Consider the following 22,480-nt stretch of genomic DNA (forward strand, 5'->3'; position numbering starts at 1 on the left):
GGTCACCTGATATTAAATTGAGTTCAGGCCGCGAGGGCGGCATTGATACGGAGAAGCAGATGAGTTACGAAGGACGCTGGAAAACGGTCAAGGTCGCGGTGGAAGGCGGAATCGCCTGGGTCACGTTCAATCGTCCGGATAAGCGCAACGCGATGAGCCCGACGCTGAACAAGGAAATGATCGACGTTCTCGAGACGCTCGAACTCGACGCCGAAGCCCAGGTTCTCGTGTTGACCGGCGAAGGCAGTGCATGGACGGCCGGCATGGACCTGAAGGAATATTTCCGCGAAGTGGACGCGGGCCCGGATGTGCTGCAGGAGCGGATTCGCCGCGACGCGAGCCGCTGGCAATGGCAATTGCTGCGCATGTACTCAAAGCCGACGATCGCCATGGTCAACGGCTGGTGCTTCGGCGGTGGCTTCTCTCCGCTCGTCGCCTGCGATCTCGCGATCGCCGCGGACGAAGCCGTGTTCGGCCTGTCCGAAATCAACTGGGGTATCCCGCCGGGCAACCTCGTGAGCAAGGCGATGGCCGATACCGTCGGTCATCGTGAAGCGCTGTACTACATCATGACGGGCGACACCTTCACGGGTCCGCAAGCCGCGAAGATGGGTCTGGTGAACAAAAGCGTGCCGCTCGCGCAACTGCGCGACGAAACGATCGCGCTCGCGGCGAAGCTGCTGAACAAGAACCCGGTCGTGCTGCGCAACGCGAAGCATGGCTTCAAGCGTTCGCGCGAACTCACATGGGAGCAGAACGAAGACTACCTGTACGCGAAGCTCGACCAGGCGAACTATCGCGATCCGGAAGGCGGCCGCGAACAGGGCCTCAAGCAGTTCCTCGACGACAAGAGCATCAAGCCGGGCTTGCAGACCTACAAGCGCTAAGCGGCGCACTTCAGCAGGACGACTGAGGAGACGAACACATGCATCAAACGAACCTGTTGATTGGCGGCGAGAAACGTGCCGCGTCGAACGGCAAGACCTTCGAGCGCATCAATCCCGCGACGGGGGCGGTGGCCACCCGCGCCGCGGCGGCCACCGTCGAGGATGCCGATGCGGCCGTCGCCGCGGCGGCGCGCGCGTTCCCGGCATGGGCGGCGCTCACGCCGACGGAGCGCCGCAAACGCCTGCTCGCCGCCGCCGAGCGCATGGACGCGCGCACGGCCGAGTTCATCGAGATCGGCGCGGCCGAAACGGGTGCGATGGCGAACTGGTACGGCTTTAACGTCATGCTCGCGGCCAACATGCTGCGCGAAGCCGCGGCGATGACGACGCAGATCGACGGCGCGGTGATTCCGTCCGACGTGCCGGGCAGCCTCGCAATGGCCGTGCGCCAGCCGTGCGGCGTCGTGCTTGGCATGGCGCCGTGGAACGCGCCCGTGATCCTCGCGACGCGCGCGCTCGCCATGCCGCTCGCGTGCGGCAACACGGTCGTGCTGAAGGCATCGGAAGGTTGTCCCGGCGTGCATGCGCTGATCGGCGAAGCGCTGAACGACGCGGGTCTCGGCGAAGGCGTCGTCAACGTGCTCACGCATGCGCCGGAAGACGCGCCCGCGATCGTCGAGCGTCTGGTCGCGAATCCTGCCGTGAAGCGTGTGAATTTCACCGGTTCGACGCGTGTCGGCCGCATCGTCGCCGAGCTGTCCGCGCGCCATCTGAAACCCGCGTTGCTCGAACTGGGCGGCAAGGCGCCGGTGCTCGTGCTCGACGACGCGGACCTCGACGCTGCCGTCGAGGGCATCGCGTTCGGCGCGTTCTTCAATCAAGGGCAGATCTGCATGTCGACGGAACGCGTGATCGTCGATCGCAAGGTTGCCGATGCGTTCGTCGAAAAGCTCGTCGCGAAAGCGCGCACGCTGAAGGCAGGCGATCCGACACAGCCGGGCTCGATCCTCGGCACGCTCGAGAGCGAAGCCGCCGCGCGGCGCATTCGCGCGCTGGTCGAAGACGCCCGCGAAAAGGGTGCGAAGCTGCCGCTCGGTTGCGAGGTGAAAGGCGCGATCATGCAGCCGGTGATCGTCGAGAACGTGACGCGCGAGATGAAGCTTTATGCCGATGAATCGTTCGGCCCCGTGGTGACGGTGCAGCGCGTGGACGGCGACGAAGAGGCGCTGACGGTCGCCAACGATAGCGAGTACGGCTTATCGGCCGCCGTGTTCAGCCGCGATATCGCGCGCGCGATGAACGTCGCGAAACGCATCGAGTCGGGCATCTGCCACATCAACGGCCCGACCGTGCACGACGAGGCGCAGATGCCGTTCGGCGGCGTGAAGGCGAGTGGTTATGGGCGCTTCGGCAGCAAGGCGTCGATTCCCGAGTTCACCGAGTTGCGCTGGATCACGGTGCAGACGAGTCCGCGTCATTATCCGATCTAGGCGTCGGCTCCCGGCCGCAACGATTGCGGCCACCCCATCCTTGCATGAAATGGCACAACTAGGAGACAGGTTTTGGAATCGGAGCACAGCCACGCAAGCTCTCTGGCGACCGGATACCGGAGCGTCGCCATCGGAGCGCCTTCAGCGCGGATCGAGAAACGCGGCGACTGCTGGTACCTCGAGACACTTGAACCTCTGGGTCCGTTTCCGGAGCGCTTTACGGACCGCCTGCTGAGCGGCGCACGCGCGCATCCCGACCGGCTGCTCGTCGCACGACGCGATGCCGGTGGCGCGTGGCAGGGCATCACGTATGCGCAGATGCTCGAGCGCGCGCGTGCGATCGGGCAGGCGCTGCTCGATCGCGATCTCAGCGCGGAACGCCCGTTGGTGATCCTGTCGGGCAACAGCGTCGAACATATGCAACTCGCGCTCGGCGCGATGTGGGCGGGTATCGCTTATGCACCCGTTTCGCCGGCCTATTCGTTGATGTCGGGCGATTACGGAAAGCTGCGCCATGTCCTCGAACTGCTCAAACCGGGTCTGGTCTACGCGGACGATATCGGGGCATACACAGCGGCGCTCGATGCCGCGCTGGGAAGCGACGTCGAACGTGTCAGCGCGGTGCCCGCGCCAAACGCGTCGAGAGTGACGCGCTTCGACACATTGCTCGACACGGCCCCGCGCGACGTCGACGCTGCCAACGCGCGCGTGAACGGCGACACGATTGCGAAGTTCCTGTTCACGTCCGGCTCGACGAACCTGCCGAAAGCCGTGCCGACGACGCATCGCATGCTGGGCGCAAATCAGCAGATGCTGCTCGAAACCTTTCCGCAGTTCGGCATCGAGCCGCCGGTCCTCGTCGACTGGCTGCCGTGGAATCACACGTTCGGCGGCAGCCACAACGTCGGCATCGTGCTGTACAACGGCGGCACGCTCTATATCGACGACGGCAAACCCGTGGCCGGCAAATTCGACGAGACGCTGCGCAATCTGCGTGAGGTCGCGCCGACCATCTACTTCAACGTGCCGAAGGGTTGGGAAGAACTGACCATCGCGCTGGAAAAGGATGCGGCGCTGCGCGAGCGGTTTTTCTCGCGCGTGAAGATGTATTTCTTCGCGGGCGCCGGTCTGTCGCAGGCGGCGTGGGAGCGTCTCGAGCGCGTAACGCTCGAACATTGCGGAGAACGCATCCGCATCATGGCCGGGCTCGGCATGACCGAGACCGCGCCGTCGTGTCTGTTCACGACGGGACCGGTATCGTGCGCCGGCTATATCGGCTTGCCGCCGCCTGGGTGCCAGGCCAAGCTCGCGCCCGTCGATGACAAATTCGAAGCGCGCTTTCGCGGCCCTCACGTGATGGGCGGTTACTGGCGAGCATCGCCGGCGCTTCAGAGCAGCGTGTTCGACGATGAAGGCTACTACCGCACAGGAGACGCCGTGCGTTTCGTCGACCCGCAACGTCCCGAACTGGGCCTGATGTTCGATGGCCGCATTGCGGAGGACTTCAAGCTTGCGTCGGGAACGTTCGTCAGCGTCGGGCCGATGCGCGCGCGCATCATCAGCGAAGGGGCGCCCTACGTTCAGGATGCCGTCATTACGGGGATGAATCGCGACGAAGTGGGCGCGATGATTTTTCCGCGCCTCGACGCGTGTCGCTCGTTGGCGGGTTCGCCCGCGGCTGCGAGCGCCGAGGACGTGCTCAACTCGGCCGCCGTGCGAGATTTCTTCAGCGAGCTCGTCGCGCGGCTGAATCGGAGTGCGACAGGCAGTGCCTCGTTCATTGCCCGCATGCACCTGCTGAGCGTGCCGCCGTCGCTCGACCTCGGCGAGATCACCGACAAAGGCTCGATCAATCAGCGCGCCGTGCTCCAGCACCGGGCCGCGCTCGTGGAAGCAATGCACGAAGCCGACGTCGCCGAGGCGACCGTGATCCATGCGCGCAGAGGCAGCTAGTCCAGGGACAGGAACAAATGACGTTGACTTATCAGGCGCCGCTACGCGACATGCGCTTCGTGATGGACGAGTGGCTCGACGCGGCTTCGTGGTGGCGCGACGTGCCCGACTGGCAAGACCTCGACTCGCCGACCGCGCAGCAGGTGCTCGAGGAAGCGGCGCGTTTCGTCGAGGAGCGCATCGCGCCGCTCAACGCGAGCGCCGATCTCGAAGGATGTCGTTTCGACGCGGGCAAGGTGACGACGCCCGCGGGCTTTCGCGAGTCCTACGCGGAATTCGTCGAAGCGGGTTGGCCGACATTATCGCTCGACGCCGGGCACGGCGGACAGGGTCTGCCGCAGCTTCTCGACGTCGCACTTCAGGAAATGCTCGCGGGCGCCAACCATGCATGGTTGATGTCGCCCGGGCTCACGCACGGCGCGACGGCATGCTTGCAGACGTATGGCAGCGAACGCGTGAAAAAGGCATTGCTGCCGAAAGTCGCGAGTGGCGAGTGGCTATCGACGATGTGTCTGACCGAGCCCCAAGCCGGCAGCGATGTCGGCCTGATCCGTTCGCGCGCGACTGAAGCACCGGGCACCGACGGGTATTTCATCGACGGCAGCAAGATCTTTATCAGCGGCGGCGCGCACGATATGACGGAGAACATCGTTCATCTGGTGCTCGCTCGAGGGCCCGATGCGCCGCCCGGTACGAAAGGGTTGTCGCTGTTTGTCGTGCCGGAATGGCTGGAAGACGGCGACGGTGGGCGCTCGTGCAATGGTGTCTATTGCGAAGGCATCGAAAAGAAAATGGGCCTGAAAGGCAGCCCGACCTGCACGATGCGCTTCGAACGCGCATTCGGCTGGCTCGTCGGTGAAGCGCATCGCGGTCTCGCGTGCCTGTTCGTGATGATGAACGCGGCGCGGCTACAGGTTGCGATGCAGGGCCTCGGGCATGCGCACACCGCGTGGCAACGCGCGCACGCTTACGCGCAGGAACGCGCGCAGATGCGTGCAGTGAGCGTGCCGCCCGGTGCGAACGTCGCACCGGGAAAGGCTGCGCCGATCGCGTTTCATCCGGCCATGCGGCGGATTCTGATGGAGCTGCGCGCGATCGTCGAAGGCGAGCGCGCGATCGGTTACTGGACCGCGCATTGGCTCGACATCGCCGCACGTCATGCCGATGTCGCCGAACGGGAACAGGCGGCGCAGCTCGCATCGCTGTTGACTCCGATTGCAAAGGCGTTTTTTACGGCCAACGGTTATGGCGCTGCATCGAACGCGCTGCAGGTGTTCGGCGGCTACGGCTACATCCACGAGTACGGCATTGAACAGACGTTGCGCGATAGTCGCGTGTCGATGTTGTACGAAGGCACCAACGAAATTCAGGCGATCGATCTGCTGATTCGGAAGGTGCTGCCCGATGGGGCGGTGGCGTTCGATGTGCTGCTTCGCCAGGTGCGCGCGGAAGCGCGGCTGTGTCAGGAGTCCGATCCGCCGGTTCGTGCCGCCGGCGCGAAGCTCGCAGAGCTAGCACAGACAGTGGAGAGCACGACACGGTCGATCAAGGCTCGCCACGCGCAAGACCCGGAGACGGCATACCGGGTCGCGGACGACTATCTCGCGATGCTTGGCTGGATGCTGCTGGCGTTCGCATGGGCGCGTGCGCTGCGAATTGCGACGCCGCAATGCGAGGCGGAAACGTTCTATGTGGAGAAGCGGGAGACGGGCCGCTTCTTCTTCGACTACCCGCTCGCGGCCTTCGCTTATCGCCGCAGCCTCGTTGCAGCCGGGTGCGAGGCAACGCTGCCGTACGTTTGAAGGTCAGCTCGAGCAACACCTGCTGGATCAATACCGCTCGGCCACGTATTTAAACGGATAGTCTGGTTCCTTATAACCGTCGGGCTTTTGCCGTTTCGGCAGCGAGACCTTCTTGCGGGCAGGCTGCTTGTACGGAATCCTCTGAAGCATGTCGCTGATGATGTTCAGTCGCGCGCGCCGCTTGTCGTTTGAATTCGCTATGAACCACGAAGCATAGTCGGTGTCCGACGCCGCGAGCATCTCATCGCGGGCACGCGAGTAGTCATACCATCGGCTATAGGATTTCAGGTCCATCTCGGTCAATTTCCAGATCTTGCGACCGTCGTGGATGCGTGCCTCGAGACGTCGGGTCTGTTCCTCGGGGCTGACCTCGAGCCAGTACTTGAGCAGGATGACCCCGGATTCGACGATCGCCCGCTCGACGAGCGGCACGGCCTTGAAGAACGTCTGCACGTCCGCCTCGGAGCAGAAACCCATCACGCGCTCGACGCCCGCGCGGTTGTACCAACTGCGGTCGAAAATGACGATCTCGCCCGCGGCCGGCAAGTGCGGCACATAGCGCTGCACATACATCTGGCTTTTTTCACGTTCGCTAGGCGCGGGCAATGCAACGACGCGAAAGACGCGCGGACTGACGCGCTCGGTCATCGCCTTGATCGTGCCGCCTTTGCCCGCGCCGTCACGTCCCTCGAAGACGACGCAGACCTTGCTTCCCGTTTGGACGACCCATTCCTGCAGCTTGACGAGCTCGACATGCAGATCGAAAAGCGCCTTGCGATATTCCTTGTACGACAGCGCCCTGTCTTGCTCGGGCTGCTCGTTTTCCGACTTCGTTTTGGCCATTATCTTCTCCCCAGCGCGGACTGTTCCAGCGTACTACGCAATGATCCATTCCCACGGTAGAGCGCGACGCGAAGCAGGGCCATACGACCTTGGTCCAATATCGCCGGTACAGGGCGCGCAGTATGATGCGGGCGTCTGCTCGCGCCTGCCCGATCCGACTGTCCTCGTCGCACCTCATCCGTATGCCTGCAAAGGGCGGGCTCGGTTCACGTCATCGCCACGGGAGGCCTCATGGATGCCACGGGTCACACGGAGCAGGAAAACTTCGGCGATAGGGAGCCGGTTCTCGATGTCGTCGATCGAGTGTGCGAGTCATGTTTCGGCCTCTTCATGGCGCTGACGTTCGTCGGCACCGTTTCGGCCGTCGGCGCGGGTGCCGACGCGGGGCACAAGATGTTCTACACCGCGCTCGGCTGCAATCTCGCATGGGGCCTCGCGGACGCGGTGATGTTCCTCGTGCGTACGCTGGTGGCTCGCGGCAGGCGTGTGACGCTTGCGCATTCCGTGCGAGGCCAGCCGAATGCGGCCGCGGGCGTTCGGACGCTTCGCGGCGCAATGGCCGCGTGGCTCAGACCGTTGATCGGCGATACGGAGCTCGAGTCCATCCGCAGGCGTGTTGCGGCGCGGCCGGATCTGCCGCAGCGAGCAGTATTCGTGCGCGACGATTTCACCGCCGCCGCGGCTATCTTTGTGCTCGTAGTAGCCGCAACGTTCCCGGTCGCGTTGCCCTTCGTGCTGTTCGCGCACGTTCCGACGGCGCTGATCGTCTCCCGTGTCTTGACTATCGCGATGTTATTCGGCAGCGGCATGGCGCTGGGGCATTACGCGGGATTTCGCGGCTGGCAGGCCGGCCTTGCGATGGCGGCGGTCGGCGTCCTGCTCACCGTGGCGATCATCGCGCTCGGCGGATGATCGAGGTCGGCCCCGCCAATCAGCTTCGCTGGCTTCGCGTTTCATTCATCATCGACACCGCGCTTCCTGTAAGACCAAGGTCCGATTCCGCGCCGGTTTCAGCGTGACATCATGTATCTGCAAGCGTTGTAGTCGTCGCATCCGGATACCGAAGAAAATCGACGCGCGGCGATGGCATTGATGGTTCCTTGGGCGGCTATGCCGCTTCACGGCGGAGAAAAAAGATCGAGGCTTCCAGCCATCAGGACTGGCGACTCGGATCGTAACCAGAACGGAGTCGATAGTGAACAGACGGAACTTTGTGCACACGCTCGCGCTTACATCCATGGCCGCGAGTCTGGCTTTGGCGGGTTGCACGACGACCGGAGGCAGTGGCGAGAGCGCCACTACCGACGCCGCCAAACGGCAGGAGATCGACGCGGCCGTGAACGGTGCGCTGTCGAAATTGTTCGATACGGTGCAAGGCTCGCACGAACTCGTATCGAAGGCGCAGGGCGTGCTGGTGTTTCCTTCGGTGAGAAAGGCGGCGTTCATCGTCGGTGGCGAGTACGGTGAAGGGGCATTGCGCGTCGGGGGAGCGACGGTGGGCTATTACAGTACCACCGCGGCATCGTTCGGATTGCAGGCCGGCGCGCAGTCGACCGCCGTGTTCTTCCTGTTCATGACGAAAGATTCGCTCGATAAATTCCGCAACGCGAAGGGCTGGTCGGCGGGCGTCGATGCTTCGGTTTCACTGCTGAAAGTCGGCGCTACCGGCGCGATCGATACCACGTCGGCGACCGCCGAGGTCGTCGCGATGGTCTTGACCAATACGGGCTTGATGGCCGACCTGTCGCTGGCCGGCACCAAGGTTACGCGCATGAATCTGTAGCAGGGCGCGGCAAGCAGCGGCATTCGAACGAATCGTCATGGCGCTGTCACACAGTGGCGCGTCTATCGCGTGTTGCGGTTTCGTTACAGCGAAGCCGCGCGACACGCTACGCATGCCTTGGCACGGCGACGCGCAGCGGGTAGTTTTTGGCGGACTCACCCCACTTAGCCTCCCTATCATCCCTCCCGTTGTTCCCACGAAACGCTGCGAGCCAGATGCGCTCGCGACTCGCAGCGACGCTGCCTGTAATCTGCACTGACCTTCCTGTTTATTCAATACCGGTAGAAAAGACGAAGCCGAAACACGCGTTCTCGCCGCGGTGCTGCGTTTAGTCATCTGCCGGGCATAATTTTATTTTTTTGTGATCGATGAATGCAAATGATTCGTACTGGAATAGCGGGCGATAAAAGCGTTGAATTGCGTCAAAAAAACCTATCGCCGACCAATTAATTAAATTGGAGAATTAGCGTTGGGTATACCCGCTGACTCTGCGATTCGCGATGCATGAAAGCTTTACGGTTGGAAGTTTCCATCTGAAAGCGCTATCGCGCCGGGCTTCACGGGCTAGTGCAAATCCGTCACGGCGCAGGGGAACATTGCGGCTCGTACGGCGACGTTGCCAGTTTGCTAACTTTCCTGTGCGTGCAAACGGGCGGCGCGGACACTGCCTCGCCCGGCAATAACTAACTGCCTAACAAACTCTGTCGCCATTTTCCGATTGATGGCGGACAACGCAGAACACTATTGAGTAGTTTCCCGAGTAAGCGGCATAAATTAAGGTAACCCTTCGGTAAGTGATTCTGGATAGCCTATACTGACTTCCAGCCACCCGACGTGCGAAGTAGCGATTGTGAAGTCAATTATGTGGTTCGAAGCCCAAAGATAAAGACGTCGCAGTTGTACGGAATCCGTTCGCACTGGACCCGGAGGTGCCAATGATTAATCTGATCGTGTACGGCAGACACCTGGCGATCGGGGTAGCGGGAATTCTCACGGCGCTGCACGCGCAACCGCGCCACATGGGTCAATGCGGCCCGTCACAGATCGACAATGCGCGCAACGACGGTCCTCCACTATCCGGGCACGACCGTTCCAGACAGTTTTCACCCAGGCATCACCGGTTTCAGCGCGCTCGCAATATCCCCGGCGTGTCGAGCCGACAGAGTACCCGCGATACCCACGAGCCGCCGTACGCGTTGCCGGCATGGCGGCGCTGTGTCGCCGCTTGCGCGTCGTGGCTGCGAGGCGAAGGCGATAGCAGCACGCGGCGCATCCTCGACGCGAGCATGCCGCTGTGCGAGACGCTCGAAATGTTGCCGGTTCCGATCGTCACGATCGACCAGCGGGACCAGATCATTTTCGCGAACGCGCGGGCGGCGCAACTGTTCGGCTACACGAGGGAAGAGCTGATCGGCGTGCCGACCGCCAAGCTGTTTCCGATCGACGGCATCAATGCCGATCGGTCGGGTCCAGGCAATCGTGGCGCGAAGATACAAATCCCCGGCGTCACGACCACGCAGATTCTGATCGCGCGGCGGCGCGATGGCGGCGGCTTTCACGCGGAGGCGGAAACCACGCGATGCCGCGTGCACAATCAGGAATTGCGGATCACCGCGATATCGGATTGCAGTGCGTGCGGCGAAGTCGATGGAAATACGAGGGATCTCGCGCATCTCGCGCGCGTTTCTTCATTGGGCGAACTCGCCGGATCGCTCGCGCACGAGTTGAAGCAGCCGCTTACCGCGATCCTGTTCAACGCGCAAGCCGCACGCAAATTCATGGATGCGGAGACGACCAACGTAGTGGAGCTGCGCGAAGCGCTCGAAGACATCGTGGCCGACAATTGCCGCGCGAACGAGGTGCTGCAAAGGATTCGCGCATTGGTGCGCAAAGGCGATGTCGAGTTGCAGTTGCTGGACGTCGGCAACGTCGTGCGCGACATCGCGACGCTCGTGCACAGCGATGCGTTGACGCGCAGCGTGCGCACGAGCTTCGACATTCCGAACAATCTGGCGCTCATTTGCGGCGACAAGGTTCAGCTTCAGCAGGTGATCCTGAACCTGCTGCTCAACGCTTTCGACGCGGTCAAGGATTGCCCTGCCGCGGACCGCCTCGTCGAAACGACAGCGCGTGAGGAAGCGGACGGACTGATACGGATAACGGTAAAAGATCGCGGCCAGGGCCTCGACGTCGACAGCATGGAAAGGATTTTCCGGCCATTTTTCACCACCAAACCGCAGGGGCTCGGATTGGGTCTTTCGATCAGCCGCACGATCGTCACGGCGCACCGCGGCCGGCTGTGGGCGGAAAACAACGAGGGCAAAGGGGCATCGTTTCACGTCACGCTTCCCGTCGCGACCGATATCCGACAGAGACTCGTGCCCCGATCATCATGAACCAGACCAACACTCGCGTCTTCATCGTCGACGACGACGACAGCGTGCGCAGCGCGCTCGCCCGCTTGCTGCGCGCCTCCGGCTACCAGGTCGAATGCTTCGACAGTCCTGAGGCCTTTCTCGAACGAGCCGATCTGACGAGCATGCCAGCCTGCCTCGTTCTCGATCTGCAGATGCCGGGCATGACGGGACTCGAAGTGCAGCGCAAGCTCGATCAGCTGCTGCCGATCGTATTCCTGACCGGGCACGGCGACATCGGCTCGAGCGTCGACGCGATGAAAGGCGGAGCGGTCGACTTTCTGCCCAAGCCGGTGCGCGACTCGCTGTTGCTCGCCGCGGTGGATCGCGCGCTCGCGCGCGCGTGTGTGGAAAGCAGGCGGCGCCACGAACGCGAGGAAATAGAAGAGCGGATGCGGCATCTGACCCGCCGCGAACGCGAAGTCATGGAACTCGTCGTGACTGGCCGCCTGAACAAACAGGTTGCGAGCGATCTGGGCGCGGCCGAAAAAACGATCAAGATTCATCGGGCCCGCGTGATGGAGAAGATGAAGGCCCGATCGATCGTCGACCTCGTTCATCTGGTGCGAAAGGGCGGCGTTTGTAGGGCCGACGAAGAATAATCGCCCGAACCAGGCGCCGACTCCCGCGTTGTGCCGCCACTTTCAGCGGCGCTGGCCGACATCGCTAGTGGACCAAAGTCTTATATCTCATCGGGGTTTCAACCAGTACGCTAAGGCATCAGTGGTCCACTTTCCGGAGCGACTGCGCGTTCGCGCTGTCATATGGTCAACCCTAACCAATTCGTTGCGGTGGTCGACGATGACGAGTCGGTGTGCCGAGCCATCAAGCGTTTGCTGCATTCCGAAGGTATCAGGGCGGAGACGTTTTGCAGCGGTGACGAGTTCTTGAATGCGCTTGTGGCAATTCCGTCGTATCGGCCTGCCTGCGTGATTCTGGATGTCCAGATGCCGGGAACCAACGGCCTGGAAGTCCAGCGTCAGCTCGCGCAAATGGGCGTGCCGGTCATCGTGATTACCGCCTATGACGATCTCTCCGTCCGCCAGACCGCGCTCGCGGCCGGTGCGGCCGCGTATCTGCGCAAGCCTTTCACCAGCGCGATTCTGTTCAAGGCGGTCGAGGTGGCCATCGGCGGTCCGCCGACACCCTGAACGCGCGTCTTCGCGCCGGATGATATGAGACCAAGGTCCGATTGTCGCCGTTTCTTCGGACCACCAAACTGAACTCAGTCAACGCGTCGAACCGACACCGGCTGCGCCGCACCGAATTCGAAACCGGACGGGTTGCGGCGCGTGCGTGCCTTTGCGCGTGCGATGCGCCGCGCGGAGTGCGGCAGCGTTCAAGGATAAAAGCGGGAGCGCACGTGATGAAATCAATTTCGGTTTGTCTCGCGATTCTTCTCGGTACCGCTGCGATGCAGGTGGGCGCGGCGGACTTCGACGGCAGCAAGCGGCTGATCTGCGCGACGATCGACGCGCACGCCTGCGATCCGGGCATCGCCTGCACGCGCGCGTTGCCCGCGGATCTCGGTCTGCCCAAATTCCTGACTCTCGACTTCGACAAACGCGCGGTCGTCGGTCCCGCGCGCACGACGCCGATGCTGTCGGTCACCAAGGAGGCGGATCAGCTCCTGATCCTCGGCAATGAGTTGGGCTTTGGCTGGACGCTGGTCGTCGATTCGACGGACGGCGAGATGACGCTGACGATTGCCAACAGAAACGATGCCTTCGTGCTGTTCGGCAACTGCACGCCTTTGTGATCAGGCGGAGTGCGCGATGAAAACCGTACCCGTTTCCCTGGTCTCGCCGCGGCCGGATTCTCGCGGCGCTCTCCCATTGCTCGCCGTCGTCGCGGCGCTGACGCTGCTCACCTTGCTCGCGTCATGCAAGAAGGCGCCACCGCCGCCGGTCGCCGCCGCGCCGGAAGTGACCGTGATGACGGTGACGCAACAGGACACGCCGGTCGACTTCGAATTTACCGCGCAAACGCAGAGTTCGCGTGAAGTCGAGATCCGCTCGCGGGTCGACGGCTTCCTCGACAAGCGCATGTACACCGAAGGCGCGTTGGTCAAGACGGGACAAACGATGTTCCAGATGGACCGCAAGCCGTTCGAGGCCGCGCTGCAGACCGCGAAAGGGCAACTGGCCCAGCAGCAGGCGCGTCTCGAAGTCGCCAAGGCCAATCTCGCGCGCGTGGTGCCGTTGGCGGCGCAGAACGCGTTGAGCAAGAAGGATCTCGACGACGCGGTCGGCAACGAGAAGCAGAGCGCCGCCGCGGTGATCGCCGCCCAGGGCGAAGTCGACACCGCACTGCTGAACCTCGGCTACACGACGATCAAGTCTCCGCTGAACGGCCTGTCGAGCTTCGCGCGTCTGCAGGATGGCAGCTACGTGACGGCGACCTCGAACGGTTTGCTGACCTACGTGTACCAGCTCGATCCGATGTGGGTGAACTTCAGCATCTCCGAGAACGAGATGCTGAAGTACCGGGATGACATCGCGGCAGGACGTCTGCGATTTCCCGCGCACGACGATTTCTCCGTGCATCTGATTCTCGCCGATGGCTCGCCCTATGCCGAGCAAGGCCAGATCAACTTCGCGAACCCGGCGTTCAATACCGAAACGGGAACCTTCCTCGTGCGCGCGACCTTCGAAAACCCGAAGGGCATCTTGCGCCCCGGCCAGTTCGTGCGGGCCCGCGTTTCCGGCGCGATCCGGCCCAATGCGACGCTCGTGCCGCAGCGCGCGGTGTTGCAGGGCGCGAAGAGCAACTTCGTGTGGGTCGTCGATAGCGACTCGAAGGCCCATCAGCGCGTCGTCGAAGTCGGCGACTGGCAGGGCGATAACTGGTTTATTTCCGACGGACTCAAGGCGGGCGAGCGCATCGTCGTGGACGGCGCGCTGCGCGTTACCGCGGATTCGCAGCTGAAAATCATCAAAACCCTGGCGGCCGGCGGGAAAAGCCAGGCGGCGGTGGCGACGGCTGCATCGCAAGGCGCCGCGGCAGCGCCCGCCGCCGAGTGACGGGGCAGTCGCCATGAACATTTCGCGCTACTGCATCGATCGGCCGATTTTCGCGTCAGTCATTTCGATCGTCATCACGCTCGGCGGCGCATTGGCGATGTTCTCGCTGCCGGTCGCGCAGTACCCCGATATCACGCCGCCGCAAATCACGGTGTCCGCCACCTATCCGGGCGCCAGCGCCGAGGTCGTCGCGAACAATGTCGCCGCACCGATCGAGCAGCAGGTCAATGGCGCGGACAACATGATCTACATGAACTCGTCGAGTTCGTCGACCGGCAGTATGACGCTTAACGTGTACTTCCAGATCGGCACGAACCCCGAACTGGCCCAGGTCGACGTGCAGAACCGCGTGAATCTCGCGCTGCCGCAACTGCCGCAATCGGTCCAGGCGCAGGGCATTCAGGTACAGAAAAAGTCACAGGCGTTCATGATGGTGATCGCGATCTATTCGCCCACCAACCGCTACGATGCGACGTATATCGCGAACTTTACGAACATCTATGTGCTTGACGCGATCAAGCGGATTCCGGGCGCGAACCAGTCGAGTATTTTCGGCAATCCGGACTACGCGATGCGCATCTGGCTGAAGCCCGACCGAATGGCGCAGCTCGGCGTGACGGCTGCCGACGTGCAACGGGTCGTCGCGAACCAGAACCAGCAGTTCGCGGTGGGCAGCATCGGGCAGTCGCCAACGGGTTCAGCGGTGCAGCAGTCGTTCGCGGTCACGACCACGGGACGCCTCGCCGAGCCGTCGCAGTTCGACAACATCATCGTGCGCGCCGCGAGCGGCGGCGCGGCGATCGTGCGGCTCAAGGACATCGGCCGCGCCGAGCTCGGCCAGAAAGACTACTCGATTCGCAGCCGCTTCCAGGGCAAGCCGGCCACCGTGCTCGCCGTGTATCAGCAGCCGGGCGCCAACGCGCTCGACGTGGCGAAGCAGGTGCGCACGACACTCGCGGAACTGAAGAAGTCGTTTCCGGAAGGCATGACCTACGAAATCGCGATGGACACGACCGAGTTCACGCGAGCGTCGATCTCGGACGTGATCCATACGTTCTTCGAAGCGCTGGTGCTCGTCGTGATCGTCGTGTTCGTATTCCTGCAAAGCCTTCGCGCGACGCTGATTCCGATCATCGCGGTGCCGGTGTCGATCGTCGGCACCTGCATGTTCATGCTGCTGCTGGGCTTTTCGATCAATATGCTGACCTTGTTCGGCATGGTGCTCGCGATCGGTATCGTCGTCGACGACGCGATCGTCGTGATCGAGAACGTCGAGCGCAACATGACGGTGTACAAGCTCTCGCCGAAAGAGGCCTCGAAGAAGGCGATGGACGAAGTCGCCGGCCCGGTCGTGGCGATCGTGCTGGTGTTGTGCGCGGTGTTCGTGCCGGTCGCGTTTCTCGGCGGCATCACCGGCCAGATGTACAAGCAGTTCGCGATCACGATTGCGATCTCGGTGGTGCTGTCCGGCATCGTCGCACTGACCTTGTCACCGGCGCTCGCCGCGTTGCTGCTTAAAAGCACGCACCACGAGAAGAAGGGCTTTTTCCGCTGGTTCGACAATCAGTTCGCCCGCATGACGTCGGGCTATACACGCGCGGTCAAGCTCATCATCAAGCGCTTTGTCATGGGGCTCGTGTTCTTCGCGGCGATGATCGCGCTGGCGGTGCTGATGGTGCGCTCGATTCCGTCGGCGTTCCTGCCGCCTGAAGACCAGGGTTATCTGCTCGGCGCGGTCATCATGCCGGACGCGGCTAGCCTCGACCGCACCGGCCAGGTGTCGCAAGTCATCACTGACTATTTCATGAAACAGGAGGCGGTCGGCAGCATCACCACGGTCGATGGTTTCAGCCTGCTCGACAACCAGAACAAGAACAATGCCGGCACCTTCTTCGTCGGCCTGAAGAGCTTCGACGAACGCTATACGCGCGCCAACCGCGCGACGCAGAACGCGCGCCAGGTGCTGCTCGACGCGTATCGCCACTTCGCGAACGTCCAGGAGGGCATTATTCTGCCGGTCAACCCACCGTCGATTCCGGGGCTCGGCACGACGGGCGGCACGGAGGTGTGGATTCAGAGCAAGGGCGACGCGACCATCACACAGCTTGCGGGCGTGGCCGACCAGTTCGTACAGAAAGCGCGGGCGCGCAAGGAGTTGACCGGCGTCACGATGACGTTCAATGCGGCGTCGCGGCAACTGCTGGTCAACGTGGATCGCGACAAGTCGGAGACGCTCGGCGTGCCGGTCGAAGACGTCTATAGCGCGATGCAGACGATGTTCGGCTCGCTGTACGTATCGCAGTTCAATCGTTCGAGCCGGCTGTGGCAGGTGATCCTGCAGGCGGAGCCGCGGTATCGCCTGAAGCCTAGTGATCTCGATCAGATCTTCGTGCGCAGCACGAACGGCGCGATGGTGCCGATCAAGTCGGTGGCAAGCTACCGCTTTACGACGGGCCCGGACCTCGTCACGCGATTCAATAATTTCCCGGCCATCAAGGTCACGGCGAACGCCGCGCCGGGCTACAGCTCCGGACAGGTGATCTCGACGCTGGAACAGATCGCCGCGCAGATGCCGGAAGGCTACGACGTGGCATGGAGCGGCGAAGCATTCGAGGAACGGCAGTCGGGCGGCACGTCCGGGCTCGTCTTCGTATTCGGTCTCGTGATGGTGTTCCTGATCCTTGCCGCGCAGTACGAGAAGTGGACGCTGCCGTTCGGCGTGCTGATGGCGGTGCCGTTCGCGTTGTTCGGCGCGCTGCTCGCGATCATGCTGCGCGGCCTGTCCAACGACGTCTACTTCCAGATCGGTTTGACGATGCTGGTCGCGCTCGCCGCGAAGAACGCGATCCTGATCTTCGAATTCGCGGTGCTCAATCGCGAGACCGGCGCCTCGGTGTTCGACGCGACGATGACCGCGGCGGAAGAACGGCTGCGCCCGATCGTGATGACCTCGCTCGCGTTCATTCTCGGCTGCGTGCCGCTCGCGATCGCGACGGGCGCATCGGCCAACAGCCGTCATTCGATCGGCACCGGTGTGATCGGCGGCATGTTGGGCGCGACGGCGATCGCCGTATTCTTCATCCCGATGTTCTATTACCTGCTCGAATCCATGTCGTCGCGCTCGAAGGGAGGCAAAAAGCCGACGCCGGGCGTGGAGCCCAGCGGCGGCGCAGGACGCGAACCCTCGGCGGTGTCGGGGCCCGGTGCGTCGAGCGAGGCGCCGTCCGCGCCGCAGGAAGGTGAATGAGATGCGCGGCACGGCACCGGCGCGTTTGCTCGCATCCGTCATGCTGCTCGCGCTGAGCGGATGCCTGCTAGGCCCCAACTACCAGCGCCCGGCGGTCGACGTGCCGGCCACTTATCGTTTCGCCCAGGGCGAGGCCGCGGGCATCGCCAACGCCGTGTGGTGGGAGCAGTTTCAGGACCCGGTGCTCGATCAGCTGATCGCCGCCGCGCTGCAGGACAATCGCGACGTGAAGGTCGCGGCCGCGCGGGTCGACGAGTTTCGCGGGCAGTTCGTGACCACGCGCTCCGGGCTGTTCCCGCAGCTTTCGGCAGGCGCCGACGCGTCGCGTCAACGGGTCTCGCAGGACGAAGGCGTGCCGGTGCCGACGGGCGTGAGCCCCGTCTACAACCAGTTCGACGCGACGCTGGCGGTGTCCTGGGAACTCGATCTGTTCGGCAAGGTACGCCGGGAAACCGAGGCGGCACGCGCGAATCTGCTCGCAAGCGAAGAGGGCCGCCGCGCCACGATTCTGACGCTGGTGAGCTCGGTCGCGTCGGCCTACATTAATCTGCGCAGTCTGGACCGGCAGCTAGAGATCGCGAAGGAGACCGTGCAAAGCCGCGCGGAATCGGTGCGCGTGTTCGAGGCGCGCTTCCGCTACGGCGAGGTCTCGCAGATGGAACTCGCGCAAAGCCAGTCGGAGTATCAAGCCGCGCAAGTCACGATTCCGCAGCTCGAAGCGCAGATCGCCCAGCAGGAAGACGCGTTGTCCGTGTTGATCGGCAGGAATCCCGGCGCGATACTGCGCGGCCGTGAGCTGTCGCAGATGGGCACGCCGCCGATTCCCGAGGGGCTGCCGTCCGATCTGCTCGAACGCCGTCCCGACCTGCTGGAGGCCGAGCAGACGCTGGTCGCGCAAAACGCGCTGATCGGGGCGGCGCGCGCGCTGTACTTCCCGTCGATTTCGCTGACCGGGCTGTTCGGTTCGGTCAGCGCGCAGTTCTCGAATCTGTTCACCGGCCCGGCGCGCGTGTGGTCGTTTGCCGGCAGCGTCACGCAGCCGATCTTCACGGCGGGCAACATCACCGGCCAGGTGCACCAGGCCGAAGCGCGCCAGCAGGAATCGCTGTACTCGTACGAAAAGGCGATCCAGGTAGCGTTCCAGGAGGTCGAGGACGCGCTCATCTCCGTGCAGAAGACGCATCAGGCACTAGATGCGCAAAACCTCCAGGTCGAGGCGCTGCACACCTATGCGCACCTCGCGCGGCAGCGCTACGAAGGCGGCTATACGAGCTACATCGAAGTGCTCGATGCGGAGCGCAGCCTGTTCAACGCGCAACTGACCTATGCGCAAACTCAAGGCGCGGTGCTGGCCTCGTACGTCACGCTCTATAAGGCGACGGGCGGTGGCTGGGTGGCCGAGGCGGAAAAACTGACGGCGCCGCCGCCCGCGCAGCAAAACTCGCCGGCGATGGCGCCGGTCTCGCAGAACGCGCCCGCGCCGGCTGGAACGTCGGGTGCAGTGGAGGCGAGATGATGGGCAACGAGCTGATTGCGTGCGAAGAGTGCGACCTGCTTCAGCTCGGCGCGCCGCCCGCCGCCGGCAATGCGTTGCGCTGCCAGCGGTGCCGCGCGGAGCTCAGGCGCGGACGCTCGAACGGGCCGGAGTATGCGCTCGCATTCTCGTGCGCGTCCGCGGTGCTGCTCGTGATCTCGAACGTGTTTCCGATCGTCGGTCTGTCGTTGAACGGCCATGTCGTGCAGACGACGCTCGCGGGTTCGGTGCGCATGCTGTACAGCCACGGCTCGTGGCCGCTCGCCTTGCTGGTCGGCCTGACGACGATCGTCACGCCGGTGCTGCAAACCGCGGCGATGCTGTGGCTGCTGCTGCCGCTGCGCTTCGGGCGCGTGCCGTGGCGGCCGGCCGAGTGCTTTCGTCTGTTTCAGTTCGCGCGGCCGTGGGGCATGACCGAGGTGCTGATCCTCGGCTTGCTGGTCGCGCTGGTCAAGCTCGCGCATATCGCCAAGGTGGTGCCGGGCACTGCGCTGTGGTCGTTCATCGCGCTGATGCTGCTGCTCGCGGCCGCGGCGGCGACCTTCGATCCGCATGAGGTGTGGGCCCGCATCACGGCAGCGCGTGGCGCGCGGGCGTGGCAGTTGCCGCCGATCCGCGTGCGCCGCAACGCCATCACGGCGTCTGCCTACGGGCTCGTGCTGTGCGAAGAATGCGGCCTGCTGCTCAAGCAGCCCAGCGGCGCGGTCAAGCACGTCTGTCCGCGCTGCAAGGCGCCGTTGCACCAGCGCAAGCCCGCGAGCCTGTCGCGAACGTGGGCGTATCTGGTGGCCGCGATGGTGCTCTACATTCCGGCCAACGTGCTGCCCGTGATGGACACGAGTTCGCTGTTCGGCACGCAGAAGGACACGATCCTGAGCGGCGTGGTGTATCTGTGGGTATCGGGCTCGTGGCCGCTCGCCGTGCTCGTATTCATCGCGAGCATCGTCGTGCCGATGCTGAAGATTCTCGGCATCGGGTATCTCGCGCTGTCGACCCAGCTTCGTTGGCAATGGCTGCCCGGGCAGCGCACGCGGATCTATCGCCTGATCGAGCTGATCGGTCGCTGGTCGATGCTCGACATCTACGTGATCACGATGCTGGTCGCGCTGGTGCAATTCCAGGCGCTGGCGACGATCAAGGCGGGGCCGGCGGCGATCGCGTTCGGCGCGGTCGTCGTGCTGACCTTGCTCGCCTCGATGGCGTTCGATCCGCGCCTGATGTGGGACGCTTTGGAGACGGAACGTGTCCACTCCGACTGAAGAGCCCGAACTGCCCGCCGCGGAGCCGGTGCCGCGCTCGCGCTGGCGGATGCAACTGGTCTGGCTCGTGCCGATCGTGGCGATCCTGATCGGCGGTTGGCTGGCGGTGAAGGCGGTGATGGAGCGCGGCGAGCAGATCAGCATCAGCTTCAAGACCGGCGACGGTCTCGAAGCAGGCAAGACCAAGCTCAAGTTCAAGGACGTCGATATCGGCGTGGTCGAAGCGGTCTCGCTGACGCCGGACCACAAGCGCGTGGTGGCCAAGGCCGAGGTGACGCGCGACGTGTCGGACCTGCTCGTCGACAACACGCGCTTCTGGGTCGTGCGTCCGCGCATTTCGGGTGGCACGGTGTCGGGGCTCGGCACGCTGCTGTCGGGCTCGTATGTCGACGTCGACGTCGGCAATTCGCCAAAAGCGCGCCGCAGTTTCGTCGGCCTCGAGGAGCCCCCCGTGATCGCGAGCGACGTGCCGGGGCACGAGTACACGTTGCACGGCACGGGACTCGGCTCGCTCGACGTGGGTACGCCCGTGTTTTTCCGCAGAATTCAGGTGGGCCAGGTCGCGTCGTACCAGTTGGACCCCGACGGCCACGGCGTCACGGTGAAGGTGTTCGTCAACGCGCCGTATGACCGCTTCGTCAGAACCGACACGCGCTTCTGGCACGCCAGCGGTGTCGACATGTCGTTCGACAGCAGCGGCTTGCGCGTCGAAACGCAGTCAATCGTGTCGATCATCATCGGCGGGATCGCGTTCGAATCGCCGCCCGATTCACAGGTAGAGACGAGCGCCGATACCAGCACCCGGTTCGAGCTGTACACCACGCGCGCCGACGCGATGAAGATGCACGATCGCATCGTCGTCAAATACGTGGTGAACTTCGCGGATTCGGTGCGCGGCCTGACAGTTGGCGCGCCGGTCGATTTCCGCGGCGTCGATATCGGCGAAGTGACGGCGATCTACACGCGCTTCGATCCGGACACCCGCCGCTTCAGCAGTCCGGTCGAGATCAATCTCTATCCGGAGCGGTTCACGTCGCGCTATCAGAACGACGGCGCCGGCGGACACATCACCGACGACCCGCGCGCTCTCGCGAACTATCTGGTCGAGCACGGCTTCCGCTTCCAGTTGAGAACCGGCAATCTGCTGACCGGCCAGCAGTATCTCGCGCTCGACTATTTCCCCGACGCGCCGAAGGCGTCGATCGACTGGAGCAAGACGCCGCCCGAAATGCCCGCGATTCCGCGCACGCTGCAATCGCTGCAGGAATCGGTCACGCGACTGCTCGCCAAGATCAACAACATACCGTTCGAGGATATCGGCAAAGACGCGCGCTCGACGCTGCGCACCACCAACGCGATGCTCGGGCAGCTCAACACGCAGGTCGTGCCGAAAGCGCGCGACACGCTGCTGTCCGCGCAATCGACGCTCGATTCCGCGAATGCCGCGCTGCAGCCCGACTCGTCGCTGCAGCAATCGACGGAGGACGCAATGCGTGAATTGACTCGCACCGCTGCCTCGTTGCGCACGCTGGCCGACTATCTGGCGCAGCATCCGGAATCGCTCGTGCGCGGCAAGTCCGAGGACAAGAAGCCATGACAGATGTGATGCGCCGCTTCGCGGCCGGCCTGATGCTCGCGCTCGCCGGCGCTCTGCTCGGCGCCTGCAAGTCGCCGGCGACGAACTTCTACACGCTGAGCCCCGACGAGTCGTTGAGCAGCACCGGCGCGAGCCGGCCGATCGCGGCGGTGATCGGTCCGGTCACGATACCCGAGATCGTGGACCGGCCGCAGATCGTCACGCGGATCGCTAACAACGAGGTCGCGGTCAACGAATTCGACCGCTGGGCGCAGCCGCTCGGTGGCGACATCGGCCGCGTAATCGCGGCCGATCTCGGCGCGCTGCTGAACTCGCAGCAGATTTCGGTATTCGATGCGGTACGCGATCCGTCCGTCGTCTGGCGCGTGCGGATCGACGTGATGCGCTTCGAGTCCGTGCCGGGGCGCGACGTCACCGTCGATGTGCTGTGGACCGTGCGGCCGCCCGGCAAGGTCCGCGCCATCACCGGCCGCTCGGTCGCGCGCGAGAGCGTGTCCGGTCCCGGATTCGAGCCGATCATCGCCGCCCACGATCTCGCGCTCGCCTCGGTGAGCCGCGATATCGCCGCAGCGGTGCAGGCAAAACCCGCTCAATGAGACGTCGCGCTGCGTCACGTCGACACGCGCCGCGCCCGAACCCGTGCGCTGC

At 63.7% G+C, this 22,480-nt stretch carries 17 protein-coding genes; 16 read left to right on the forward strand and 1 reads right to left on the reverse strand.

The window, feature by feature from the left end; all coding sequences use genetic code 11:
* Positions 1-59 precede the first annotated feature (59 nt).
* The 4 genes from HWY30_RS11785 to HWY30_RS11800 all read left to right on the forward strand — a co-directional run bounded on the left by HWY30_RS11785 (position 60) and on the right by HWY30_RS11800 (position 6,132).
* Entirely contained in the window at positions 60-887 is an 828-nt protein-coding gene (locus HWY30_RS11785; protein WP_090810398.1) for a p-hydroxycinnamoyl CoA hydratase/lyase, read from the forward strand.
* Between the two features lie 38 nt (positions 888-925).
* Positions 926-2,377 (forward strand): aldehyde dehydrogenase, encoded by a 1,452-nt coding sequence (locus HWY30_RS11790; RefSeq protein ID WP_090808945.1) that lies wholly within the window; start codon positions 926-928, stop codon positions 2,375-2,377.
* Positions 2,378-2,449: 72 nt separating this feature from the next.
* A complete protein-coding gene (locus tag HWY30_RS11795; protein WP_090808947.1) occupies positions 2,450-4,330 on the forward strand; it encodes a feruloyl-CoA synthase in 1,881 nt (626 codons plus the stop codon).
* 17 nt (positions 4,331-4,347) lie between these two features.
* Positions 4,348-6,132 carry an acyl-CoA dehydrogenase family protein gene (locus HWY30_RS11800; protein ID WP_090808949.1) on the forward strand — a complete coding sequence of 595 codons (1,785 nt, stop codon included), beginning with the start codon at positions 4,348-4,350 and terminating at the stop codon, positions 6,130-6,132.
* Positions 6,133-6,159: 27 nt separating this feature from the next.
* On the opposite strand, the gene ppk2 is transcribed toward HWY30_RS11800, so the two are convergent.
* Positions 6,160-6,975, reverse strand: a complete 816-nt coding sequence (gene ppk2 / locus HWY30_RS11805; RefSeq protein ID WP_090808952.1) for a polyphosphate kinase 2 — start codon at positions 6,973-6,975, stop codon at positions 6,160-6,162.
* 231 nt (positions 6,976-7,206) lie between these two features.
* Between ppk2 and HWY30_RS11810 the strand changes: the two genes are divergently transcribed.
* From HWY30_RS11810 to HWY30_RS11865, 12 genes are all read left to right on the forward strand, one after another.
* Complete coding sequence (locus HWY30_RS11810; RefSeq protein WP_090808955.1) at positions 7,207-7,887, forward strand: hypothetical protein; 681 nt, start codon at positions 7,207-7,209, stop codon at positions 7,885-7,887.
* A 283-nt stretch (positions 7,888-8,170) separates the two neighbouring features.
* Positions 8,171-8,758: a BPSL1445 family SYLF domain-containing lipoprotein gene (locus tag HWY30_RS11815; RefSeq protein ID WP_425199372.1), complete on the forward strand. Its 588-nt coding sequence runs from the start codon at positions 8,171-8,173 to the stop codon at positions 8,756-8,758.
* Between the two features lie 935 nt (positions 8,759-9,693).
* Positions 9,694-11,154 carry a PAS domain-containing sensor histidine kinase gene (locus HWY30_RS11820; RefSeq protein WP_090808960.1) on the forward strand — a complete coding sequence of 487 codons (1,461 nt, stop codon included), beginning with the start codon at positions 9,694-9,696 and terminating at the stop codon, positions 11,152-11,154.
* Entirely contained in the window at positions 11,151-11,774 is a 624-nt protein-coding gene (locus HWY30_RS11825) for a response regulator transcription factor (RefSeq protein WP_090808962.1), read from the forward strand. Before HWY30_RS11820 ends, HWY30_RS11825 begins: the two co-directional genes overlap by 4 nt.
* A gap of 162 nt (positions 11,775-11,936) precedes the next feature.
* On the forward strand, positions 11,937-12,323 hold the full coding sequence (locus HWY30_RS11830) for a response regulator transcription factor (protein ID WP_090808964.1): 387 nt from the start codon (positions 11,937-11,939) through the stop codon (positions 12,321-12,323).
* 215 nt (positions 12,324-12,538) lie between these two features.
* The gene (locus HWY30_RS11835; RefSeq protein WP_090808966.1) at positions 12,539-12,931 is read left to right on the forward strand and encodes a hypothetical protein; all 393 of its coding nucleotides are present in this window, start codon (positions 12,539-12,541) and stop codon (positions 12,929-12,931) included.
* A 16-nt stretch (positions 12,932-12,947) separates the two neighbouring features.
* Positions 12,948-14,195, forward strand: a complete 1,248-nt coding sequence (locus HWY30_RS11840; protein WP_090808967.1) for an efflux RND transporter periplasmic adaptor subunit — start codon at positions 12,948-12,950, stop codon at positions 14,193-14,195.
* A gap of 13 nt (positions 14,196-14,208) precedes the next feature.
* Positions 14,209-17,442 carry an efflux RND transporter permease subunit gene (locus tag HWY30_RS11845; protein WP_090808968.1) on the forward strand — a complete coding sequence of 1,078 codons (3,234 nt, stop codon included), beginning with the start codon at positions 14,209-14,211 and terminating at the stop codon, positions 17,440-17,442.
* A gap of 1 nt (position 17,443) precedes the next feature.
* Positions 17,444-18,958, forward strand: a complete 1,515-nt coding sequence (locus HWY30_RS11850) for an efflux transporter outer membrane subunit (RefSeq protein WP_090808969.1) — start codon at positions 17,444-17,446, stop codon at positions 18,956-18,958.
* Positions 18,955-20,235, forward strand: a complete 1,281-nt coding sequence (locus HWY30_RS11855; protein WP_090808971.1) for a paraquat-inducible protein A — start codon at positions 18,955-18,957, stop codon at positions 20,233-20,235. The genes HWY30_RS11850 and HWY30_RS11855 overlap by 4 nt, the downstream gene beginning before the upstream one ends.
* Positions 20,219-21,832, forward strand: coding sequence for a PqiB family protein (locus HWY30_RS11860; protein WP_090808973.1), 1,614 nt, complete (start codon positions 20,219-20,221; stop codon positions 21,830-21,832). The genes HWY30_RS11855 and HWY30_RS11860 overlap by 17 nt, the downstream gene beginning before the upstream one ends.
* Positions 21,829-22,428: a PqiC family protein gene (locus tag HWY30_RS11865; RefSeq protein WP_090808975.1), complete on the forward strand. Its 600-nt coding sequence runs from the start codon at positions 21,829-21,831 to the stop codon at positions 22,426-22,428. The genes HWY30_RS11860 and HWY30_RS11865 overlap by 4 nt, the downstream gene beginning before the upstream one ends.
* Positions 22,429-22,480 lie beyond the last annotated feature (52 nt).

It is taken from the genome of Paraburkholderia tuberum STM678 (assembly GCF_902833905.1).
Lineage (GTDB): Bacteria > Pseudomonadota > Gammaproteobacteria > Burkholderiales > Burkholderiaceae > Paraburkholderia > Paraburkholderia tuberum.